Raw genomic sequence first — 20,864 nt, 5'->3', positions numbered from 1 at the left:
GTCGGAAAAACCAGTTGGAAAAAGTGCGAACAAGAGTGCCCGGCGCCAATGAGGCCGATTATTTTCCAGTCACGGCGCTTGATGGCCGGGGTATCGTCAATGTGATCGACAGTGGTTGCTACCATGATGAAACCTTCTACTGCAATTCTAAGCGTCGCGGCCTGTACGGTCGCGAATTTGAGGCGCGGCGCGGCGCAGGTAATAGCACATCGACCATATGGTAAGCACCGCCGCCACGGCGATCAGCACGTGGCCGATCCATATGCTGGAGACCCCATATAGTTCTTGCCAATATAACAGGCAGGGTATTGCCACCATCTGTGCCGCTGTCTTGAACTTGCCCAGCCGATGCACCGCCACACTGCCGCTGGCGCCGATCTTGGCCATCCATTCGCGCAAGGCCGAGATGGTGATCTCGCGCCCGATGATGATAAGCGCGATAACGGCGTCGACCCGATTCAAATCAAGCAAGATGAGCAGGGCTGCGCACACCATCAGCTTGTCGGCCACCGGGTCTAAAAATGCGCCGAAGGACGATGTTTGGTTCCAGCGGCGCGCAAGCCAGCCATCGAGCCAATCGGTAAGTGCGGCAAATATGAAAGCCAACGCGGCGATGGTGTCGCGCGTGGTCGCCGGCAACCAATCGTGCGGCACATAGAACAGCGCCACGAGCAGCGGGATCATGGCGATGCGCAGCCACGTCAACACGATGGGAAAATTCAAAGGCATAGGGATAATACTACCATCGCTAACTGCGCAACGCCTGATAGATTCGCTCGGCAAGCTCGCCTGAAATACCCTCGACTTCTCGCAGGTCGTCCACACTGGCGGCCACCACTCCCGAAAAGCCTCCGAAACGGGCCAGCAGTTTTTGCCTGCGCCGTGCGCCCACGCCCTCGATCTCTTCCAGCCTGGACACGGTGCGGGCCTTGGCCCGCCTGGCTCGCATGCCGGTGATGGCAAAGCGATGGGCCTCGTCGCGAATCTGCGCCACCAGCATCAGGGCGGCAGATTCGGCACCGAGGGCGACAGGCGGCCGGCCATCGGCAAAGACCAGGGTTTCAAGGCCCACTTTGCGCCCTTCTCCTTTGGCCACCCCCACAATGACCTGGATATCCAGGCCGAACTCGGCGAACACCTGGCGCGCCACTTCGACCTGGCCCTTGCCGCCATCAATAAGCACAAGGGTGGGAAGCTCGGCCTGGCCATCCGCCACACGACTGAAACGACGGGTAAGCACCTGGCGCATGGCGGCGTAATCATCGCCGGCGGTTACGCCGGCGATGTTGTATCGACGATACAAGGAAGGCTGCATCTCGTGGTGCTTGTACACCACACACGAAGCCTGGGTCGCCTCACCCGCCGTGTGGCTGATGTCGAAGCATTCAACATGCATGGCATCCAGCGCCGCTTCGTCCGTATCAAGGTCCAGCGCCTCGGCCAAGGCCAGAGTGCGGGCCCACCGCGTGGACGTTTCGGTAAGCATGCGGGCCAGGGCCATCTCGGCATTCTTCTGTGCCTGCTCCAGCCAGGTGCGCCGCACGCCCTGGGGCCGGGTCAACAGGCGCGCCTTCACCCCTGCCTGCTCGGCAAGCAGCGCCAATAAACCGGGGTCGGGCAATTTATGCGAACACACCAGCACCGGCGGCAAGCCGCCGTCCACGTAGTGCTGCGCCACGAAGGCCGCCAGCACGTCGCCGGGCTCGTCGCCGTCGGCATGCGTGGGAAAGAAGGCGCGGTCTCCCAGATGCCTGCCCCCTCGGACCATGGCGAGATTCACGCAGACTCTGCCTCCGGCAGCCGCCACGGCGATGATGTCGACATCATCGCTACCCACCTGCTCCATGCTCTGCTGCTGCAGTACGCGCGCCAGGGCGCCCATCTGGTCGCGCAACACGGCGGCCTGCTCGAAATCGAGGGCGTCGGATGCCTTGAGCATGCGATGCTCCATGTCTTCCAGCACCTCGTTGGCGCGGCCGTCCAGGAAGCGGATGGCGCGATCGACATCCGCCTGGTAATCGGCCGGCGAGATCAGGTCGACACAGGGCGCCGAGCAACGGGCGATCTGATACAGCAGGCAGGGGCGCGAACGATTGGCGTAGACACTGTCTTCACACGTGCGCAGGCGGAACACCCTTTGCAGTATCTGGATGGTCTCGCGCACCGCCCAGGCATTGGGATACGGCCCGAAATAGCGGCCTTTACCACTGGTGGCGCCCCGGTAATAGGCGATGCGGGGCGCTTCGTGCGCGCTGATCCGCAAAAAGGGGTAAGACTTGTCGTCCCGAAACAGGATGTTGTAGCGGGGCTGCAGGCGCTTGATGAGGTTGTTTTCCAGCAGCAGCGCCTCGGCTTCCGAGCGCGTAACCGTTACTTCGACCCGCGCCACCCTGGCCACCATGTGGGCGATGCGCGGGCTGGCCAGGGTCTTCTGGAAATATGACGACACCCGCTTCTTGAGATTGCTGGCCTTGCCGACGTAAAGCACCTCGTCCTTGTCGTCGATATGCCGGTACACGCCCGGCAAATTGGGCAAGTCAGCCAGAAACGATTTGAGATTGAAGCTGTCGGGCATACTGGTAACGGGCAAGGCTTTGCAGGGTCTGCCAGTCGGGGGCCGCCTGGCGCGGAACGAGGCGGCGAATACGCTCTTGCGATTGCGGCGAAGGCGTATGCTGCAAGCGGGAAAGCAGGTCGTCGGCCAGATCGGGGCGGTTGCATACCAGCACCATGTCGCAACCGGCGCCCAGCGCGGCATTGGCTCGCGCGAGAATATCGCCCGCCACCGTAGCGCCTTCCATCGTCAAGTCGTCGGAAAACACCACTCCATCATAAGCCAGATTGTCGCGCAGCACCGTCTGTATCCAGTACGGCGAGAAGCCGGCCGGATTGGGGTCGACCTGGGAATAAATGACGTGGGCCGGCATGAGCGAGGGCAGCACCATGTCGCCCAGCCAGCCATAGGGCGCGGCGTCCTCGCTCATGATCTCTTTGAAGCTGCGCTCGTCAACGGGAATTTCGTGATGCGAGTCGGCCTGCACGTAGCCATGGCCCGGAAAATGCTTGCCGCAAGCGGCCATGCCCGACAGCATCAACCCCTGTATCAGGGCGCGCGCCAGCATGGCCACCACCTGCGGCTCGCGGTGGAAGGCCCGAGTGCCGATGACTTCGCTGACGCCGTAATCCAGGTCAAGCACAGGCGCAAAGCTTAAATCAACCCCGCAAGCGCGCAGTTCGGCTCCCAGCACGTAGCCGGTTTCCGTAGCCAAGCGCATGGCGGCCAGAGAGTCGTCCATCCAGATTTCTCCAAAGGCCGACATCGGCGGTAAAGGCGTGAAGCCGTCGCTACGAAAACGCTGCACTCTGCCGCCTTCGTGATCAACAGCGATCAGCAAGGGTTCGTCGCGCAAGGCATGAATCTCATGGCACAGCTCGACCAGCTGCTCACGTCCGACGAAATTGCGCGCGAACAGAATGACCCCGCCCACCAGAGGATGGCGCAGGCGCTGCCGTTCATGCTCAGTCAAGGATGCTCCCTCGACATCGACCATGACCGGCCCCAATGGAAGAAATTGATCCGCTGATTCAGCAAGTGTCATGTTGTTGGCCTTGACTTTGAAAATTCGCCTTAGAGGCTTTAGGGGCTTTAGGGGGTTGGGCCGGCAATCGGCTCAAGAAGCACGAATGCCATCGCCATGTCATTTTCGTCGCTGAGCGAGATATGCGCGGCGCCGTATCGCGATGCATACCATTCGGCCAGGACGCCGTTCAGTCGCACGACCGGCCGGCCGCCGGGTGCATTCAACGCTTGCATCAGTCGCCAGGACATGGGCGCGTGCATGCCCAGGCCAATCGCCTTCGAGAAAGCCTCTTTGGCCGCAAAGCGCGTGGCGAGGTAACGAATTCCGCGATTGGGATCGCGCTCAAAGCGCCGGTGGAACACGGCAAGCTCCTCGTCACCCAAAATGCGATTGGCAAACTTTAGTCCTGCGCGATCGAATACGCCGCGCACGCGATCCACCCGCACGATGTCGGTGCCTATGCCGGCAATGGCGACGGAAGAAGGCAGATCCATGGCGCTTATCGGCCTTTGAATACCGGGCTGCGTTTGGCAAGAAACGCCTGCACGCCCTCTTGGTAGTCTTCAGTGGCGCCCAGCTCACGGATCAGGTCGCGCTCAAGGTCGAGTTGCTGCTCAAGGGTGTTGTTCAGGCTTTGGTTCAGCGCTTGCTTGGTGGCCGCCAGCCCTTTCGTGGGTGCGGTCGAGAAGTGCACGGCCAATTCCTGCAGGCGCGCTTCAAACTGTTCGTCGGGCACGCATTCCCAGATCAACCCCCATTGCGCAGCCTTTTCGGCGCTAAGTTTTTCGCCCAGCAAAGCCAGCCCCATGGCGCGCGCCGAGCCTATCAAGCGAGGCAGTGCGTAGGTGCCTCCGGTGTCGGGCAAGAGGCCAAGACGACAGAACGGCTCGATGAAACTGGCCGAAGCGCGCGCGATGACGATATCGCCGGCCAGGGCCAGGTTGGCGCCCGCGCCGGCCGCCACGCCATTGACCCCCACGACGACCGGCATCGGCAGCGCGCGCAGGCGCTTCACCAGTGGGCCATAATATTTTTCGATGCTTGCCCCCAGGTCGAGCGGCGGGTCGCCTTCTTTGACAACCCTTTGTGAAAGGTCTTGGCCGGCGCAAAACCCCCGGCCGCTTCCGGTCAGCACCAGGACTCGCGCACCCTCGGTCTCGATCTTGCCGACCGCATCGGCCACCTCGGCGTGCATGCCGGCGGTGAAGCTGTTGAGCTTTTCGGGCCGGTTAAGCGTCAGGCGTGCAATGCCGCCCTGTAATTCGAATAATATGTTTTCGTAGGTCATAGCTTGATGAAATGCTCGCGGTAGTGCTTGAGCTCTTCGATGGATTCATAAATGTCGGCAAGCGCCTCGTGACGGCTTTGCTTCACGAAGCTGCGGTACACCTCGGGCTTCCAGCGCAAGGCCAGTTCCTTAAGCGTACTGACATCAAGATTGCGATAATGAAAGAAAGCCTCGAGCCTGGGCATGTACTTGACCAGGAATCGGCGGTCTTGTCCAACCGTATTGCCGCATAATGGCGACTTGCCGACGGGAACATGCTTGGATAAGAACTCGAGCAACTGGGTTTCGGCCTGCTCTTCCGTCAGGGTCGAAGCCTTGACCTTGTCCGTCAGGCCGCTTTTGCCGTGAGTAGACGTATTCCATTTATCCATCGCATCAAGCAGCTCGTTGCTTTGATGGATGACCAGTACCGGCCCTTCGGCCACGAAAGTGAGATCGGGCTCGGTAACCACCACCGCCGCCTCGATAATGCGTTCTTTTTCTGGATCGAGGCCCGTCATCTCAAGATCGAGCCACACCAAACGCTGTTCATTAACCGCCATATAATCCTTCCTTAAAAGAGGGATTTTCTCATACACCTGCCGGCAGCCTATGTTTACCTTGTGGTTCATCGTTTTTCTGTTCGCCGATCTGGCCACCCGATCATGGGTGGCATCGCGTCAAATCCGTCATGTACTGCGGCACCGCGACCAGGTTCCCCCCGAATTTTCCGACCGCATCGGCCTGCGCAGCCACCAGCGCGCGGCCGACTACACGCTGGCCAAAGTGCGGCTGGGCCTGGTGGAGACCGTGATCGAGGCAGGGGTGCTAATCGCTTTTACCCTGCTGGGAGGCCTGCAATGGCTCGACCTGCATTGGGCCCGCGCCATCGACTCTGAGATGTGGCGCCAACTGGCGCTGGTCGGCTCGGTGATTCTTATCATCAGCCTGGTCGGCCTGCCTTTCTCGCTCTGGCGAAAATTCAGACTCGAGGCCCGTTTCGGGTTCAACCGCATGACGCCCCGGCTTTTCGCCGTCGATATGGCCAAAGGCCTGGTCGTTACCTTGGCGTTGGGTGCGCCGCTGGTCGCCCTGGTGCTTTGGGTCATGGGCAATACGGGGCCGCATTGGATATGGTGGGCCTGGGCCGTATGGGTAGGCTTCAACTTTCTGATCATATGGCTGTACCCCACCATAATCGCCCCACTGTTCAACAAGTTCACGCCTTTGCAGGACCAGACCGTGGCCGAGCGCGTCAACGCGCTGGCGCAACGCTGCGGCTTCGAGCTTAACGGCCTTTTCGTCATGGACGGCTCGAAGCGCTCGGCACATGGCAACGCTTACTTCACCGGCTTCGGCCGCAGCCGGCGCATCGTGTTCTTCGACACATTGCTGGCAAGGCTTAACCCCGTCGAAATCGAAGCCGTGCTGGCGCACGAGCTTGGACACTTCAAGCATCGCCACATCGTCAAACGAATGGCCATCAGTTTCGCCGCCGCGCTGGTTTTTTTCGCGATGCTTGGCTGGCTCACCCAACAAGTGTGGTTCTACACCGGGCTGGGCGTGCTGCCCCAATTGGGCCGCCCCAACGACGCGCTGGCGCTGATCCTGTTCTTTCTGGTGATGCCGGTGTTTACCTTTTGGGTCACGCCGCTTGCCAGTTGGTTTTCACGACGCGATGAATTCCAGGCCGACCGCTATGCGGCGCGGCAATCGTCCGCCGACGCCCTGATATCCGCACTGGTCAAGCTATACGACGACAACGCCGCCACGCTTACTCCCGATCCGGTGCACTCGGCCTTCTATGACAGCCACCCGCCTGCCGCGCTGCGTATTCAAAAGCTGCGACATGGCGCCTGACACCTCAATGCAGGCGGGGCTTATCATCGCAGCCCATGGGCGCCACTACACAGTGGAGTTTTCCGACGGCAGTATCCGGCAATGCTTTCCAAGAGGGAAAAAATCAGGCCCGACGGTGGGCGACCGCGTTATCGTCCAGTTTCAGGGTGAGGCCGAAGGTGTCATCGAGCGGGTCGAAGAACGACGCAACCTCATCTACCGCTCCGACGACATGCGCACCAAGCAGTTTGCCGCCAACGTCGACCAGTTGCTGGTGGTGGTTGCGGTTGAGCCTCCTTTTTCTGTCGATCTGATCGGCCGGGCCCTGGTGGCGGCAAGCCATGCCGACATCACCCCCTTGATTATCCTGAACAAGGCCGATCTAACCAGGGGGTACGACGCCGCCCTGGCACGCGTGCAAGCCCTTGCCTCCGTCTACGAGCCGCCGATCCGAGTCATACCAACCCAAGCCCTGAACGCCGACGCGACCGTCGCCGCCCTGCTTCCGCATCTGCGCGGCCGGTGCAGCCTGCTGCTGGGGCAAAGCGGCATGGGTAAATCCAGCTTGCTCAACGCCTTGGCTCCGCACGCGCAGGCCGCAACCCAGGAACATTCGATCGCCCTGGATGCGGGCAAGCACACCACGACAAGTACTAGGTTGTATCACCTGCCCAACGCGGACGGATCCATCATAGATTCGCCCGGCTTCCAGAACTTCGGGCTTTATCACTTAAGCCCCGCCGATATTGAGCATGGCTTCCCGGAATTTGCGCGGCACGCCCAGCAATGCCGTTTCTACAATTGCAGCCACCGCCACGAACCGGGCTGCGGCGTACTGGCCGCAATCGAGCAAGGCAAAATCCGGCCCGATAGACATGAGCTGTACCAACGCATCCTGGCCGAGAACGAAAGTAAAGACCGCTATTGAGCGTGCCTATAATCTATTTTGCGCGGCGGACAAAAAGTGGTAGAAGTTGCGAATTAGCGCGGCCGTTGCGCCCCAGATAAAGTAGTCTTTCCAGGGCATGGAAAAATAAAAACGATGGCCGCCATCGGGCAAGTGGGCCCTATGCAGAAAGTGATGCGAAGGGTCCATCAGAAAAGACAGCGGCACCTCGAATACTTCAGCCACCTCGGTAAGATCGGGGCGTATGGTAAAGCCTGGCCGCACGTAGCCTATGACAGGCTTCATGGTAAAACGTGTAGACGTCAAGAAGCCCGGCTGGGTACCGATAAGCTGGATATATTCAGAAGAAACGCCGATTTCCTCTCGCGTTTCACGCAGCGCCGCCGCCACCGCATCTTGATCGCTGTCTTCAATGCGACCGCCCGGAAAACAGATCTGACCGGCATGGTCGTATAGATGCGACGCGCGGCGGGTGAACAATAAATACAAGCCGTCGGCCCGCTGTACCAGGGGTACGAACACGGCCGCCTGAACGATGCCGATCAGGTCGAGGCTGTCGGCTTGGAAGCTTTCGGTGAACACGGGCTCGACTTGCCAGTCGATAGGGCTATTAAAGGCTTCGCGAATGAAATCCAGCTGCATGGCCGCGTTGCTTAAAGGCAACAAAATATCGGACAGCGGCACAATGGGCTGGGTTTGAGGATCGAACCCCGGTACGATCACCGTGCGTTTCACGGTCCGGGAATGCGGTATGTTTCGCGCCATAGCTCCACAACGTAAATGCCCCTAGCTGCGCTTGCCTTGGCTTGCCGCCCCGAAAGGTTTTTTGCCTTTTAGGCGGGAAGCGGCAAAAACAAAGGCACCGCTCGGGTGCCTTTGCTACTGGGTACGGGCGAAACAGACAGTTAAGCTTCTGCTTTTTTATCGGCCCGGCGAACCAGTTTCTCTTTGATGCGTGCAGATTTACCCGAACGGCTACGCAGGTAATAAAGTTTAGCACGGCGAACGTCGCCGCGGCGCTTCACTTCGATGGATGCGATCTGCGGGGAATAAAGCTGGAAGGTGCGCTCGATGGATTCGCCGGACGAGATTTTACGTACGATGAATGCCGAGTTGAGGCCACGATTGCGCTTGGCAATGACGACGCCTTCGTAGGCCTGGATACGCTTGCGCGTGCCTTCGACCACGTTTACATTGACGACCACGGTGTCGCCGGGGCCAAACACAGGCTTGGGCTCGCCGCCGGTAAGGCGGTTGATCTCTTCCTGCTCGATTGTTGCGATTAAGTCCACAATGGGCTCCTGATTTCATCGAAAACGACCACTTTGCCTGGGTTGGAGGGAGTGCCCCCGCCCCATTCAGGCCTGACGTTGCCGTGGCGCCGCGCCAATATCGGTGCTGCGCTTTTGGCCTTGTCTTGAACCTGCCTCGACAAAAATCCGGCTTAGCTAACCAAAAGCTGCCTCGCCTATAAATCTGCCTTGGTTTGAACCTGCTTTGATTCTGTTTTTGGGTCGCCAGAAGATGATGTTGCAAAACCCGGTATTCTACACCGATTATGGTGCTTTTGAAAGCGGCGAGCTGAACGCTTAAAAACCGCCCGCCACGCCCAGCCACATGAGCCCCGGAATGGTAGCGCCCCAGATAGCCACAAGACACACATCGGCAAGCATGGAGCCGCGCGTAAGCCCTTTTTTAGTGCCGCCCGAAGCGGGCGAGCGGCGCTGCACTTTACTTGCGCGGGATGGGCCCGGTTGCTGCACGGGCGGGAAAGGCCATTTGGAAGGTGTTTGCTGAGTATTCATGGTGTCGTCTCGCTGGATGCAAAGTGTGTGCGTGGCAGGAAGGCAAATGGGTACATATTTGGTACACGCCACTTACCTTAAAGACCAGGCCCACTGGTTTTAAAAACACTGTTTTTTCGAACAGTACTTGTTTTTTGATACTGTACGAAACTACAGTGATCTTTGCAAGCGATATTTCAACACCGGCCCGGCAGCCCACTTCGGGCTGCCTTTACGCATGAAGCTGAAGCTAAAAGGCCTGAACCCGGTACAGCACCGGGTTCAGGCCTTGTGTGCGGGGCCGGCGACCAGCCGCCGGCCCCGTCTGCATTACTTATTGGGCTGGGGCGTAACACGCAGATAAGGACGCACGACCGTGTAGCCCTTGGGAAACTTGGCCTTGAGTTCGGCTTCGTCTTTAATGGAAGGCACGATGATGCAGTCGTCTCCGTCTTCCCAGTTAACCGGGGTGGCGACGCTATGGCTGTCGGTAAGCTGCAGCGAGTCGATGACCCTCAGGATTTCATTGAAATTGCGGCCGGTGCTGGCTGGGTACGTGAGTGTCAGGCGTACTTTTTTGGCCGGATCGATAATGAAGACGGAACGCACGGTGGCGGTGGTGCTGGCGTTCGGGTGGATCATGTCGTAAAGGTCGGAAACCTTACGATCGGCGTCGGCCAAAATGGGGAAGTTCACCGTGGTGCTCTGGGTGTCGTTGATGTCTTTGATCCAGTCTTTATGAGACTGGGCGTCGTCCACCGAAACAGCGATAACCTTTACGTTACGCTTGGCGAATTCGTCGGCCAGCTTGGCGGTGTAGCCGAGCTCTGTCGTGCACACGGGCGTGAAGTCGGCCGGGTGCGAAAACAGAACGCCCCAGCTATCGCCCAGGTATTCGTGGAATTTGATAGGACCGATATCGGAGTCTTGTTCGAAGTCGGGGGCGGTGTCGCCCAGTCGCAAAGTAGCCATGATGGATCTCTTCCTGATTGGATGAAAAAAAGCTAGGCCGCGGCATTGGATGCCTATGCCGGCCTGCACCAAAACATTGTGCCACCTTAGTTGGCGGAAATTAAATACCGTGTATATATAACGTTATAAGCTAAAGGCAGAGCGCATTGCAACGGGCAAAACGGCTGAAGGTCAATCGGGTATGCGCGCGGCGTACTGCGAAACATCAGCGCTGTCACGTATGGTGGACAGATACGCCTGCGCACGAGGCAGTATCAATGAACCGTACAAAACACAGCCTGCGAGCTTGGCGGCGTAGAACGGATCGACGCCGGAATTTGAAGCCGCGCCGGCCTGGAGCTTGTCATGGCTGATCAGTGCGGCGCGCGCCATTTGCCACCCTGCCAACACCGTGCCCGACAACATCAGATAAGGAACGCTGCCCAGAAACGCAGCCCGTGGAGACTTTTCCTGCGCAAGCATGGCCTCTGTGGCGTCTTGATAAGCTGTAATCGAAGCCTCGAAATGGCGCGCCAGCACTTGCATCCCGCCCTGGTGTGTGCCTTCGCGCCCTGCGCACGCATGCAGGGCGGCGAGCGTGTCGCGCATTGGTCGGGCCAGACTTTGAGCCGCCACCGCGCCTTCACGCCACGTTTTTCTTCCCAATAGATCGTTAGCCTGAATGGCTGTGGTGCCTTCGTAGATGGGCAGGATGCGGGCATCTCGATAATACTGCGCTGCGCCTGTTTCTTCGATATAGCCCATTCCGCCATGTACCTGTACGCCCAGCGACGCAACCTCGACGGCGTTTTCAGTGCAGAAGCCCTTGATGATGGGAACCAGGTATTCGTGCAGGGCTTTCTGGCGTTTACGTTCTTCGGCGTCGTGATGGTGGCGGGACAAATCAAAAGCTTTGGCGCCCTGCGCGGCAAGCGCCCTGCCGCCGTCGGCAAGGACGCGCATGGTCCAGAGCATACGCTGCACATCGGGATGCCGATTGATGGTCACCGTACCGCTCGCCGGATTGTCGATATCTTGCCCCTGCAACCGCTCGCCGGCATACGCCCAGGCGCGCTGGGTGGCCCTTTCAGCCACGGCTACACCCTGTACGCCCACCGCAAAACGGGCCGCGTTCATCATGACGAACATGTATTGCAGGCCGTGGTGGGCTTCGCCCACCAAATAGCCGATGGCGCCTTCGCCTACCTCACCCTTGCCCGAGCCGTACAACATGACCGCGGTTGGGCTTGCATGGATGCCCAGCTTGTGTTCAAGCGAAGCGCACCACACGTCGTTACGCGCTCCGATCGAACCATCCGCGGCCGGAATGAACTTGGGAACAACGAATAATGAGATGCCTCTGACCCCGGGCGTCGCATCAGGCAGCCGGGCCAGAACGAGATGAATGATGTTTTCGGTAAGGTCGTGTTCGCCGAAAGTGATGAAGATTTTCTGGCCAAACAAGCGATAGCTGCCGTCGGGCTGGGGCTCAGCCCGCGTCTTGAGCAAGGCCAGATCGGACCCTGCCTGCGGCTCGGTGAGATTCATGGTGCCGGTCCAGCGGCCTTCGATCAGGGCGGGAATATACTGAGACTGCTGTTCGGGGCTGCCAACGGTGGACAACGCCTCGATGACGCCATCCGTCAAGAGAGGGCACAGCGAAAACGACAGGTTGGCCGCATTGATGTTTTCTACAGCAGCAGTGCCCACCAGCTTGGGGAAGCCCTGCCCGGCCAAGGCGGCATCATGTTGCAAGCCCTGCCAGCCGCCTTGGGCGTAGCCCTCGAATGCCTGGCGGAAGCCGGGGGATGTCTCGACGGAACCATCGTTCCAACTTGGAGGGGAGGTATCTCCGGACGCATTGAGCGGCGCTATTTCCGACTGGACAAAACGTGCGTTTTCGTCCAGCACCGCGCGCACAAGGTCGGGGGTAAGTTCATTGAACGCCGGCAGACTCAACAAATCGGATAAGCCGGACAGCTCTTCGATAACGAATTGGAATTCCCTCAGGGGTGTGCGATAGCCCACGATGCGTCTCCTTCGGGTTGTCACACAGGGCCGACCCAAGGGTCGGCCCTGTGTGATTGACGTTTACAGCGAACTGGTAAGTTCGGGCACAGCCTGGAAAAGATCAGCAACCAGGCCATAGTCGGCCACGCCGAAAATAGGGGCTTCGGCGTCTTTGTTAATGGCCACGATCACCTTGGAGTCTTTCATGCCGGCCAAATGCTGGATGGCGCCAGAAATGCCTACCGCTACATAAAGCTGTGGCGCAACGATTTTGCCGGTTTGACCGACCTGCCAATCGTTGGGCGCATAGCCGGCATCAACCGCTGCGCGCGAAGCACCCAGGGCGGCGCCCAGCTTGTCGGCTAGTGGCTCGAGCAGCTTGAAGTTCTCGGCGCTGCCCATGCCCCTGCCGCCGGAAACAACGACGGTGGCGCCGGCCAGCTCGGGACGGTCGCTCTTGGCCAGCTCGCGGCCCACAAAAGACGAACGGCCGGAGTCAGCCACGGCGTCCAGGGTTTCGACCGAGGCCTGGCCTCCTTCTGCGGCGACCGGATCAAACGCGGTGGTACGCACTGTGATGACCTTGATGGCATCGGCGGACTGCACGGTGGCAATGGCGTTGCCGGCGTAGATGGGACGCTGGAACATGTCGGCCGCATCCACCGAGATGATGTCCGAAATTTGTGCGACATCAAGCTTGGCTGCAACACGCGGCGCGACGTTCTTGCCTTCGGCCGTGGCGGCGAAAAGAATGTGGCTATAGCCTTGGGCCACGGCAAGCACTTGCGCGGCGAGGTTTTCGGCCAGGCCTTCCGCCAGGGCCGGGCCATCGGCCAATAGCACCTTGCCCACACCTGCAACTTTTGCGGCCTGGTCGGCAACAGCCTGCACGCCCTGACCCATGACCAGAACGTGGACGTCGTCGCCGAGCTTTTGGGCTGCGGCCACCGCATTGAGAGTGGCGCCCTTAAGATCGGCGTTATCGTGTTCTGCAATGACTAATATCGACATGTTTAGATCACCTTTGCTTCGTTCTTGAGTTTGTCCACCAAAGCGGCCACGTCGGCCACCACCACCCCGGCCGAGCGCGCAGGCGGCTCGGAAACCTTGAGCGTCTTCAGGCGCGGTGCGGCATCGACGCCGAGATCTTCGGGCGTGACGGTTTCAAGGGGCTTCTTCTTGGCCTTCATGATGTTGGGCAGCGTGACATAACGCGGCTCGTTCAGGCGCAGGTCGGTCGTGATAATGGCCGGCAGCTTGAGCGCCACGGTTTCAAGGCCGCCATCGATTTCGCGGGTGACCGTGGCTGTGTCGCCCGAAACCTCTACCTTGCTGGCGAATGTGGCCTGCGGCCAATCGAGCAGCGCGGCCAGCATCTGGCCCGTCTGGTTGGCATCGTCGTCGATGGCCTGCTTGCCCAGAATGACCAATTGCGGCTGCTCTTTGTCGACCAGGGCCTTAAGCAGCTTGGCAACGGCCAAAGGCTGCAGTTCGGCGTCGGTCTGGACCAGGATGGAGCGATCTGCGCCGATCGCCATGGCGGTGCGCAGTGTCTCTTGACATTGTGCAACGCCGCAAGAGACGGCAACCACCTCGGTGGCGACGGATTTTTCCTTGAGCCGAGTGGCTTCTTCGACGGCGATCTCGTCGAACGGGTTCATGGACATCTTGACGTTGGCGATATCCACATCGCTTTGATCCGATTTAACGCGCACCTTGACGTTGTAATCAACCACACGCTTGACGGGTACCAGTACCTTCATCGAGCATTACCTCCGGAACATAAATGAAAATTCGTTTTTGATATTCGCCTGTACCCATGTCGCCGGCACGGCGCAAACCGCTAAATTAATTTGTGTAATACAGCATTCTACAGCTTTGCCAGGGCCTTGATGTGCGCTGCAACACTGCGCCCTAGAGCAGACGGGTCGTAACCGCCTTCGAGAAAACTGACCACCCGTCCCTTTGCAGTGCGATCCGCCAGTTCGACAAGCCGGCTGGTGATCCACGCATAGTCGGACTCGACCATATCAAGCCCTCCGAGCATGTCGTCACGATGGCCGTCGAAGCCGGCCGAAATAAAAATGAACTCTGGAGCGAAAGCCTCGAGCTTGGGCATCCAGCGCGAATCGACAATATCACGCAAAGCTTGGCCGCCAGTATGAGCCGGCACCCCCACGTTGACCATATTGGAGCTCGGATTTAAAGCGTATACATTAGGAAAAAGCGATTGTTGGAAAAAGCTGCACATCAGGACCCGCTCATCTCCGTCAAACATTTCTTCGGTACCGTTGCCATGATGCACGTCAAAATCGATGATCGCTATCCGTTTTAACCCGTATTTTTCAAGTGTATACGCTGCAGTTATGGCGAGATTGTTAAGAAAACAAAAGCCCATGGCCTGCTGCGGCCGGGCATGGTGGCCGGGAGGACGAACCGAGCAAAACGCGGTGTGGGCCTGCTCGTCCATGATGGCATCGACTGCGCCAATGCCCGCCCCCGCCGCCGCCAGGGCGGCGGACAAGGTATGGGGATTCATAATCGTGTCGGGGTCGAGCTCGACATGACCTTGTCCCGGCGACGTTCGACGCAAATAGTCAAGATGTGAGGCGCTATGCACGCGTAAAATGTCTTCGTCCCGAGCGGGTATCGCCTCGCGCTCCTCCAGCAGCCCTTCCAGACCACTTGAAATGATTTGATCGTTGATGGCATCGAGACGGAAAGGATTTTCAGGATGCCATTCGCCCATTTCATGCAAGCGGCATTCGGGGTGGGTAATATAAAGGGTCTGCATAAGGAGGATTATGTTCAAACCCGTCCGCATTTTGCAAGTCGCGGCAGCCGTACTGCTCGGCGGCTGTGCATCGAGCCAGACAGCTCACCCGCCTGCCGCACAGCAGGCAACCCCGGCAACACAGGCCCCGGCCCCTGTCGGCCAAGGCGCTGACTGGCCCCGCAGGGCGGCCTCTGCAAGCTCCGGGCCCCATGCTTTTACCGGCAATCGAGGTCAGCTCAAACCTGAAATCCAGGAATACGCCCAGAACGTGGCTGCCAAGCGCGGCTTGCCCCTGGCCCATGTAGAGGCTCTGCTTCAAGACGCACACTACGATGCCAAGGCCGCCGAACTGATGTCGCCCGCCAAGACCCGTGTACGCCGAAGCTGGGTCACATACCGCAAACGCTTCGTCGAACCCGTGCGCATGCGCGCAGGCCTTGAGTTCTGGGCCGCACATCGCGCCATTCTCGACCAGGCCGCCGACCGCTATGGAGTTCCTCCGTCGATCATCGTTGCCATCATAGGCGTGGAAACCATCTACGGTCGATACACAGGCAACTTCTCGGTGCTGGACGCCATCGCCACCCTGGCGTTCCGCTACCCCGACCCCGACCGGCCGGATCGCGTGCAACTGTTCCAGGAACAGCTTGCCGACCTTATCGTGCTCGACCATCAGGGCGTGCTCGATGCGCGCCGGGTCACAGGCTCATTCGCCGGAGCCATGGGTTTGCCGCAATTCATGCCCGGCAGTCTGATGCGCTACGCGGTAGACGGCGACGGCGACCGCATCATCGACCTGGCCGCAAGCCCCGAAGACGCGATCATGTCGGTTGCCAACTTCTTGATTGAACACGGCTGGCAACCAGGGCTGCCTGTTTTCGCGCCGGTCGCGCTGCCTGCCGACACGAAATCCCTGGTGCACGGCGGACTCGAACCCGTATACGACTGGAAACACCTGCAGGCACGCGGAGCAACGACTGCCCATGCTGTCACGGCGGGCAATCAACCGGCGCCCTGGACTCAGCACAAGCTGGGAATCGTCGACCTGGTCGACGAGCCCCGCAAACAGGTTGAGTACCGTAGCGGAACCCCCAATTTCTTTGCCATCACCCACTACAACCGAAGCTATTTCTACGCGGCCTCGGTGGCCGATCTGGCCGACGAACTGGCCTCGCGCATGGGTTATGGCTACCCCAACTGAGCCTGACCCGGGGCCATCGGCAGTGTTACTCTAAAAGGCCGCCCGAGGGCATGTGGGCAAACCATGAGCGAAGGCCAATGTCGATACACTCTTCTCTTTCGCGGCGACCCGATTCGGGCCGCCGCCCCGGTAACGACAACACAAGTTCGAACCCGGCACTTGACGACGCCGAGCTAGACGAGCTCAAGCGCGGGTTAATGGCATCGCCGGCCGAAGTGTCGCCGAAATACTTGTACGACACCGTGGGTTCCAAACTCTTCGAAACCCTGTGCCTGCTTCCCGAGTATTACCCTACCCGAACCGAAGCCGCCATCCTGCGGTCTCGGCTGGCCGACATAGCACGGGTCACTTCACCGAGCGCAGTGCTTATCGACCTGGGTGCGGGGAACTGCGCAAAGGCTGAACAGCTTTTCGACGCCCTGGCTCCGTCGCACTATGTGGCAGTGGACATCTCCGCCGAATTTGTTCGAAACGCTTTACGCAGATTGCGGCCACGCCATCCAGAGATCAGGATGAAGGCATTGGGCCAGGATTTTTCTCGCGGCGTGAATCTGCCCGACGACGTGCCCACGCAAAACCGGCTCTTTTTCTATCCGGGCTCATCCTTGGGCAACTTTGCGCCCACCGAGGCGCACCGCTTCCTGGCCGGACTGCGCCAGACCACGCAAGATAAAGCCTCGCTGCTTCTGGGCGTCGATCTGGTCAAGGACACCCGCGTTCTCAACGCCGCCTACGACGATGCGCTCGGACTGACCAGCGCCTTCAATCTCAACTTGCTGCGTAACCTGAACCGGCTGCTCAGCGCCGACTTCGATGTTCGCGATTGGCAACACCAGGCGTTTTTCAACGAGCGGCACAGCCGCATCGAAATGTACTTGCAGGCCAGGCGCGATTTAGAAGTGCACTGGGATGACCAGACGCGGCACTTTGCTCGCGGAGAACGCATCCACACTGAAAATAGCTACAAGTACACCCGCGAATCCCTGACCGCGTTGCTGGAAGAGGCCGGCTGGAAGCTGACGGACTTCTGGACCGACGAGTCAGACTGGTTCGCCGTCTTGCATGCCCAATCGATGCCAGTGCGCGCATGAGCTCAAAGGACCCCGTGATGAGTGCCTCCAGCACCCTGCTTTCCCGATTCGAAAATGTCAGGCGCGCCACAGCGATGCTGGCCGAACCCCTAAGCGACGAAGACTGCGGCGGCCAGTCGATGACCGACGCGAGCCCCGTAAAATGGCATTTGGCCCATACCACCTGGTTTTTCGAAACCTTTGTACTCGAGCGCTTCGAACCCGGCTTCAGGCCGTTTCATCCCGCCTTTCGCATGCTGTTCAATTCCTACTACAACGGGGTGGGCGAGCAATACCCGCGTTCTCAGCGCGGGCTGATAACGCGCCCCGGCATGGACAAGGTGTGGGACTACCGCAATGATGTGGACGCTCGTATCGAATCACTGATTCTGATCTGCGCCTCGCCTTCGGGCAGTCACGGCCCCGAGGTAGAGCGCCTGATCGAACTGGGTATGCAGCACGAACAACAACACCAGGAATTGATCCTGACCGACGTGCAGCACCTGTTCTGGCACAACCCCCTGCGCCCGGCGTATCAAGACTCGCGCAACGAATCCATGCCCAAGGCGCCGACGCCTTCGCCTCTGCGCTGGTTGCCCTTTGACGAAGGCGTGGCCCAGATAGGAAGCCAAGGCGATGGATTCCATTTCGACAACGAACTGCCCCGGCATAAGCAGTACCTGGCACCCTACGCACTGGCGTCTCGTCTGGTCACTAATGCGGAATATCTAACCTTTATCGACGCAGGCGGCTATCAAGACCCTGCCCTGTGGCTGTCCGAAGGGTGGGCCTGGCTGGGGGCCGGAGCCCGGCCAATTACGCACCCCTTGTACTGGCAGCAACGCGACGGCGCTTGGCAGGAGTTCACTTTGCACGGCATAGAGCCGCTTCAACCCGACGGCCCCGCGCTTCATCTTTCATACTATGAGGCGGATGCCTATGCACGGTGGGCTCAGGCTCGGCTGCCCACAGAGACCGAATGGGAGCATGCCGCAAGCTCCACAGGCAACGGCCGAGGCGCCGGGGAACCCGCCGGCACGCCTGCAATAGAACAGCTGTTCGATACGGCGTGGCAATGGACGTCCAGCAGCTACGCGCCTTATCCGGGCTTCAAACCCCAAGCCGGCGCCATAGGTGAATACAACGGCAAGTTCATGGTGAACCAGTACGTGCTGCGTGGCGGGTCATGCTTGACCCCGCCCGGCCACAGCAGATCAACCTATCGCAATTTCTTCCCGGCCCACGCACGCTGGCAATACACCGGATTGCGGCTGGCACGCTCGCTATAAGGCGGCCCACGGCCAAAAACTAATTGAACACCCCGGTGGACAGATAGCGGTCGCCACGGTCGCAGATGATGAACGCGATGGTCGCGTTCTGGGCCCGCGAAGCCACGCGCAGCGCCGCCACCAGCGCCCCCGCCGACGAGATGCCGGCGAAGATGCCTTCTTCGGCGGCAAGCCGCCGAGCCATTTCCTCGGCCTCGTGTTGGCCGATGTATTCGAACGCATCGACCTTTTCAGGATGGTAGATTTTGGGTTGGTACGCCTCGGGCCATTTGCGAATACCGGGAATGGAAGCGCCCTCTGCCGGCTGTGCACCGATGATCTGGACGCTTGAGTTCTGGCTGCGCAAATAGCTTCCAACGCCCATGATGGTGCCGGTTGTACCCATTGCGCTGACAAAATGCGTAATACCGCCGTCAGTTTGCCGCCACAGCTCGGGCCCGGTCGTGTCGATGTGGGCCTGGGTGTTGTCAGAGTTGGCGAACTGATCCAGCACCTTGCCTTTGCCCTCGTCCTGCATGGTGGCGGCCAAATCGCGCGCGTATTCCATGCCGCCTTGGCTGGCCGGGGTAAGGATCAACTCAGCCCCGTAAGCCGTCATGGCTGCGCGACGCTCGAGCGACAGATTGTCGGGCATGATAAGGACCATCTTGTAGCCGCGCACCGCGGCCACCATGGCCAAGGCGATGCCGGTATTACCGCTTGTGGCTTCGATAAGCGTGTCGCCCGGCTTGATCTCGCCACGCTCTTCGGCGCGGCGGATCATGGAATGGGCGGCGCGGTCTTTGACGGACCCGGCCGGGTTGTTGCCTTCGAGTTTGGCCAAAATGACATTGCCGCGGTCTTGCGTCTGCTGCCCGGGAATGCGCTGCAGGCGAACCAGGGGCGTATCGCCTATGGTTTGCTCAATGGTGGGATACGATTTTTTCATGAGCAAATGATACACCTATCCCGGGCAGCATACCGACCCTACTTGCCGGCCTTGCGCTGAACCGCCGGTACCGGCGCTTTAGGTGCGGAACCCCCCGCCCCGACCGTAAGACCCGCCGCCTGCAAGGACTTCGCCTTTTTAGGGCCAATGCCTTTTACGCGTTCGGCAAGATCTTCAAATGACTCGAAACTACCACCGCGCGTGCGCTCGTCGACGATGGTCTGCGCTGTCTTGGGGCCGATGCCGGTAATGGTTTCAAGCTCTTGTGCACCGGCGCTGTTGACATTCACCGCCCAGGCGGCGGACACACCCAGCGCCAACACCATACCCAACAAAGCTCCGACTGTCCCGCGGCATTGGGCGGACCACCTTGCGGCGACAGAGCGGCGCACCGGACCAAGGCGGTTACCAGCGCCTTGGCGAAGAAAAGGGGTGTTTCCTTCGCTTTGCTTGCGGGCGGCATCCCTGGCGGCTCGCCGCGCCAATCGCACTGAACGCGGATCGCGGACCAACCTGCGCCTCTTGACAGCAGCAGGCGGCGGTGCGGGAACGCCGGGCTCGTCGCCGTGCGACGCGTCTTGACCCCCAGGCGATGCAGCATCGTTGGAAGCCTGACGGCGAGGCTCGGACAGAGGGCGGGCTACGGTGGATTCTGTGAAAGGATTCATGGCGATCTCCGATTGAATGAACCGAAAAGGCAGGCCGTGAGCACCGGCCCGTCTGTCACCATGATGCATTTGCTTGACGTCTGGAACCACAGCAGAAGCCATAGTTGATCCATTCGTACATTTACGCACTTTGGGTTGACGCTGTTGATAGTTTTATGGTTCTTAGACAGTACCTATGCCCTATGAAGAACGTTGGTTCTTAAGCCGTTCCCAGCGATGGGGCGTTGCTGGTTATTAGGACGTTCCCATGGCCTGTGAAGCATTGCTGACTATTAAGCCCTTCCTTTGCTTTGCGAGGCATTGCCGGCTATTAAGACGTCTCTGCGCTGCGGGTAGCTCCATCACAGAGACTGCGTCGGAGTGTAGTAGAGGTTTGCGCGCGAAGCATCGCGAGCCAGCCATCTTGAAAGGGGATGACAACAATCTCAGCAATCCAAGAATCCATGTCTCTGAAGCACCACATCTTGCAACTAAAGAATCCATGCCTCTGAAGCACCACATCCTGCAATTCAAGAATCCCTGAGGCGTGTGGCGGGCGGGTATTTTGGGCGACGTCCGACCAAGCCGAGCACCTTGCCATTTCGGGGGTGCAA

At 59.6% G+C, this 20,864-nt stretch carries 21 protein-coding genes; 5 read left to right on the top strand and 16 right to left on the bottom strand.

Annotated features, from left to right (window positions below; all coding sequences use genetic code 11):
* Positions 1 to 147 precede the first annotated feature (147 nt).
* Genes pgsA through orn form a run of 6 tightly spaced genes read right to left on the bottom strand, consistent with a single transcriptional unit; the run spans position 148 to position 5,411 of the window.
* Positions 148 to 729: a CDP-diacylglycerol--glycerol-3-phosphate 3-phosphatidyltransferase gene (pgsA, locus tag ACIY1O_RS16285; RefSeq protein WP_397476150.1), complete on the bottom strand. Its 582-nt coding sequence runs from the start codon at positions 727 to 729 to the stop codon at positions 148 to 150.
* Between the two features lie 19 nt (positions 730 to 748).
* Entirely contained in the window at positions 749 to 2,575 is a 1,827-nt protein-coding gene (gene uvrC, locus ACIY1O_RS16280; RefSeq protein WP_397476151.1) for an excinuclease ABC subunit UvrC, read from the bottom strand.
* Positions 2,538 to 3,599: a beta-N-acetylhexosaminidase gene (nagZ, locus tag ACIY1O_RS16275; RefSeq protein ID WP_397476149.1), complete on the bottom strand. Its 1,062-nt coding sequence runs from the start codon at positions 3,597 to 3,599 to the stop codon at positions 2,538 to 2,540. Before nagZ ends, uvrC begins: the two co-directional genes overlap by 38 nt.
* Positions 3,600 to 3,646: 47 nt before the next feature.
* The gene (acpS, locus tag ACIY1O_RS16270; protein WP_397476148.1) at positions 3,647 to 4,075 is read right to left on the bottom strand and encodes a holo-ACP synthase; all 429 of its coding nucleotides are present in this window, start codon (positions 4,073 to 4,075) and stop codon (positions 3,647 to 3,649) included.
* Between the two features lie 5 nt (positions 4,076 to 4,080).
* On the bottom strand, positions 4,081 to 4,869 hold the full coding sequence (gene paaG / locus ACIY1O_RS16265) for a 2-(1,2-epoxy-1,2-dihydrophenyl)acetyl-CoA isomerase PaaG (RefSeq protein WP_397476147.1): 789 nt from the start codon (positions 4,867 to 4,869) through the stop codon (positions 4,081 to 4,083).
* A complete protein-coding gene (gene orn / locus ACIY1O_RS16260) occupies positions 4,866 to 5,411 on the bottom strand; it encodes an oligoribonuclease (protein ID WP_397476146.1) in 546 nt (181 codons plus the stop codon). Before orn ends, paaG begins: the two co-directional genes overlap by 4 nt.
* Positions 5,412 to 5,460: 49 nt before the next feature.
* Between orn and ACIY1O_RS16255 the strand changes: the two genes are divergently transcribed.
* Together ACIY1O_RS16255 and rsgA are read left to right on the top strand one after the other, a co-directional pair.
* Positions 5,461 to 6,708, top strand: a complete 1,248-nt coding sequence (locus ACIY1O_RS16255) for a M48 family metallopeptidase (protein ID WP_397476145.1) — start codon at positions 5,461 to 5,463, stop codon at positions 6,706 to 6,708.
* On the top strand, positions 6,698 to 7,615 hold the full coding sequence (gene rsgA / locus ACIY1O_RS16250; protein WP_397476144.1) for a ribosome small subunit-dependent GTPase A: 918 nt from the start codon (positions 6,698 to 6,700) through the stop codon (positions 7,613 to 7,615). The genes ACIY1O_RS16255 and rsgA overlap by 11 nt, the downstream gene beginning before the upstream one ends.
* A 6-nt stretch (positions 7,616 to 7,621) precedes the next feature.
* Here the strand turns inward: rsgA and ACIY1O_RS16245 are convergent, their stop codons facing one another.
* The 8 genes from ACIY1O_RS16245 to ACIY1O_RS16210 all read right to left on the bottom strand — a co-directional run bounded on the left by ACIY1O_RS16245 (position 7,622) and on the right by ACIY1O_RS16210 (position 15,133).
* Complete coding sequence (locus tag ACIY1O_RS16245; RefSeq protein WP_397476143.1) at positions 7,622 to 8,329, bottom strand: CoA pyrophosphatase; 708 nt, start codon at positions 8,327 to 8,329, stop codon at positions 7,622 to 7,624.
* A 170-nt stretch (positions 8,330 to 8,499) separates the two neighbouring features.
* The gene (rplS, locus tag ACIY1O_RS16240; RefSeq protein WP_397476142.1) at positions 8,500 to 8,886 is read right to left on the bottom strand and encodes a 50S ribosomal protein L19; all 387 of its coding nucleotides are present in this window, start codon (positions 8,884 to 8,886) and stop codon (positions 8,500 to 8,502) included.
* Positions 8,887 to 9,183: 297 nt separating this feature from the next.
* Positions 9,184 to 9,399, bottom strand: a complete 216-nt coding sequence (locus tag ACIY1O_RS16235) for a hypothetical protein (protein WP_397476141.1) — start codon at positions 9,397 to 9,399, stop codon at positions 9,184 to 9,186.
* A gap of 309 nt (positions 9,400 to 9,708) precedes the next feature.
* Positions 9,709 to 10,350 carry a peroxiredoxin gene (locus ACIY1O_RS16230; protein ID WP_397476140.1) on the bottom strand — a complete coding sequence of 214 codons (642 nt, stop codon included), beginning with the start codon at positions 10,348 to 10,350 and terminating at the stop codon, positions 9,709 to 9,711.
* Between the two features lie 171 nt (positions 10,351 to 10,521).
* Positions 10,522 to 12,357, bottom strand: a complete 1,836-nt coding sequence (locus ACIY1O_RS16225; protein WP_397476139.1) for an acyl-CoA dehydrogenase family protein — start codon at positions 12,355 to 12,357, stop codon at positions 10,522 to 10,524.
* A 63-nt stretch (positions 12,358 to 12,420) separates the two neighbouring features.
* Complete coding sequence (locus ACIY1O_RS16220) at positions 12,421 to 13,350, bottom strand: electron transfer flavoprotein subunit alpha/FixB family protein (protein ID WP_397476138.1); 930 nt, start codon at positions 13,348 to 13,350, stop codon at positions 12,421 to 12,423.
* Positions 13,351 to 13,352: 2 nt separating this feature from the next.
* Entirely contained in the window at positions 13,353 to 14,102 is a 750-nt protein-coding gene (locus tag ACIY1O_RS16215; RefSeq protein ID WP_397476137.1) for an electron transfer flavoprotein subunit beta/FixA family protein, read from the bottom strand.
* 107 nt (positions 14,103 to 14,209) lie between these two features.
* Entirely contained in the window at positions 14,210 to 15,133 is a 924-nt protein-coding gene (locus tag ACIY1O_RS16210) for a histone deacetylase family protein (protein ID WP_397476136.1), read from the bottom strand.
* Positions 15,134 to 15,143: 10 nt separating this feature from the next.
* On the opposite strand from ACIY1O_RS16210, the gene mltB reads away from it, so the two are divergent.
* From mltB to egtB, 3 genes are all read left to right on the top strand, one after another.
* The gene (gene mltB, locus ACIY1O_RS16205; protein WP_397476135.1) at positions 15,144 to 16,316 is read left to right on the top strand and encodes a lytic murein transglycosylase B; all 1,173 of its coding nucleotides are present in this window, start codon (positions 15,144 to 15,146) and stop codon (positions 16,314 to 16,316) included.
* A gap of 77 nt (positions 16,317 to 16,393) precedes the next feature.
* Positions 16,394 to 17,407, top strand: a complete 1,014-nt coding sequence (gene egtD / locus ACIY1O_RS16200; RefSeq protein ID WP_397476134.1) for an L-histidine N(alpha)-methyltransferase — start codon at positions 16,394 to 16,396, stop codon at positions 17,405 to 17,407.
* Positions 17,408 to 17,424: 17 nt separating this feature from the next.
* Positions 17,425 to 18,675, top strand: coding sequence for an ergothioneine biosynthesis protein EgtB (gene egtB / locus ACIY1O_RS16195; RefSeq protein ID WP_397476133.1), 1,251 nt, complete (start codon positions 17,425 to 17,427; stop codon positions 18,673 to 18,675).
* 19 nt (positions 18,676 to 18,694) lie between these two features.
* On the opposite strand, the gene cysM is transcribed toward egtB, so the two are convergent.
* Positions 18,695 to 19,603 (bottom strand): cysteine synthase CysM, encoded by a 909-nt coding sequence (cysM, locus tag ACIY1O_RS16190; RefSeq protein WP_397476132.1) that lies wholly within the window; start codon positions 19,601 to 19,603, stop codon positions 18,695 to 18,697.
* A 38-nt stretch (positions 19,604 to 19,641) separates the two neighbouring features.
* Positions 19,642 to 20,271 (bottom strand): ComEA family DNA-binding protein, encoded by a 630-nt coding sequence (locus tag ACIY1O_RS16185; protein ID WP_397476131.1) that lies wholly within the window; start codon positions 20,269 to 20,271, stop codon positions 19,642 to 19,644.
* Positions 20,272 to 20,864 lie beyond the last annotated feature (593 nt).

The sequence above is a fragment of the Pusillimonas sp. genome (assembly GCF_044464525.1).
GTDB lineage: Bacteria > Pseudomonadota > Gammaproteobacteria > Burkholderiales > Burkholderiaceae_B > Pusillimonas.
The sequence above is the reverse complement of the archived record's forward strand: the minus strand, read 5'-3'. Positions and strand labels throughout refer to the sequence as shown.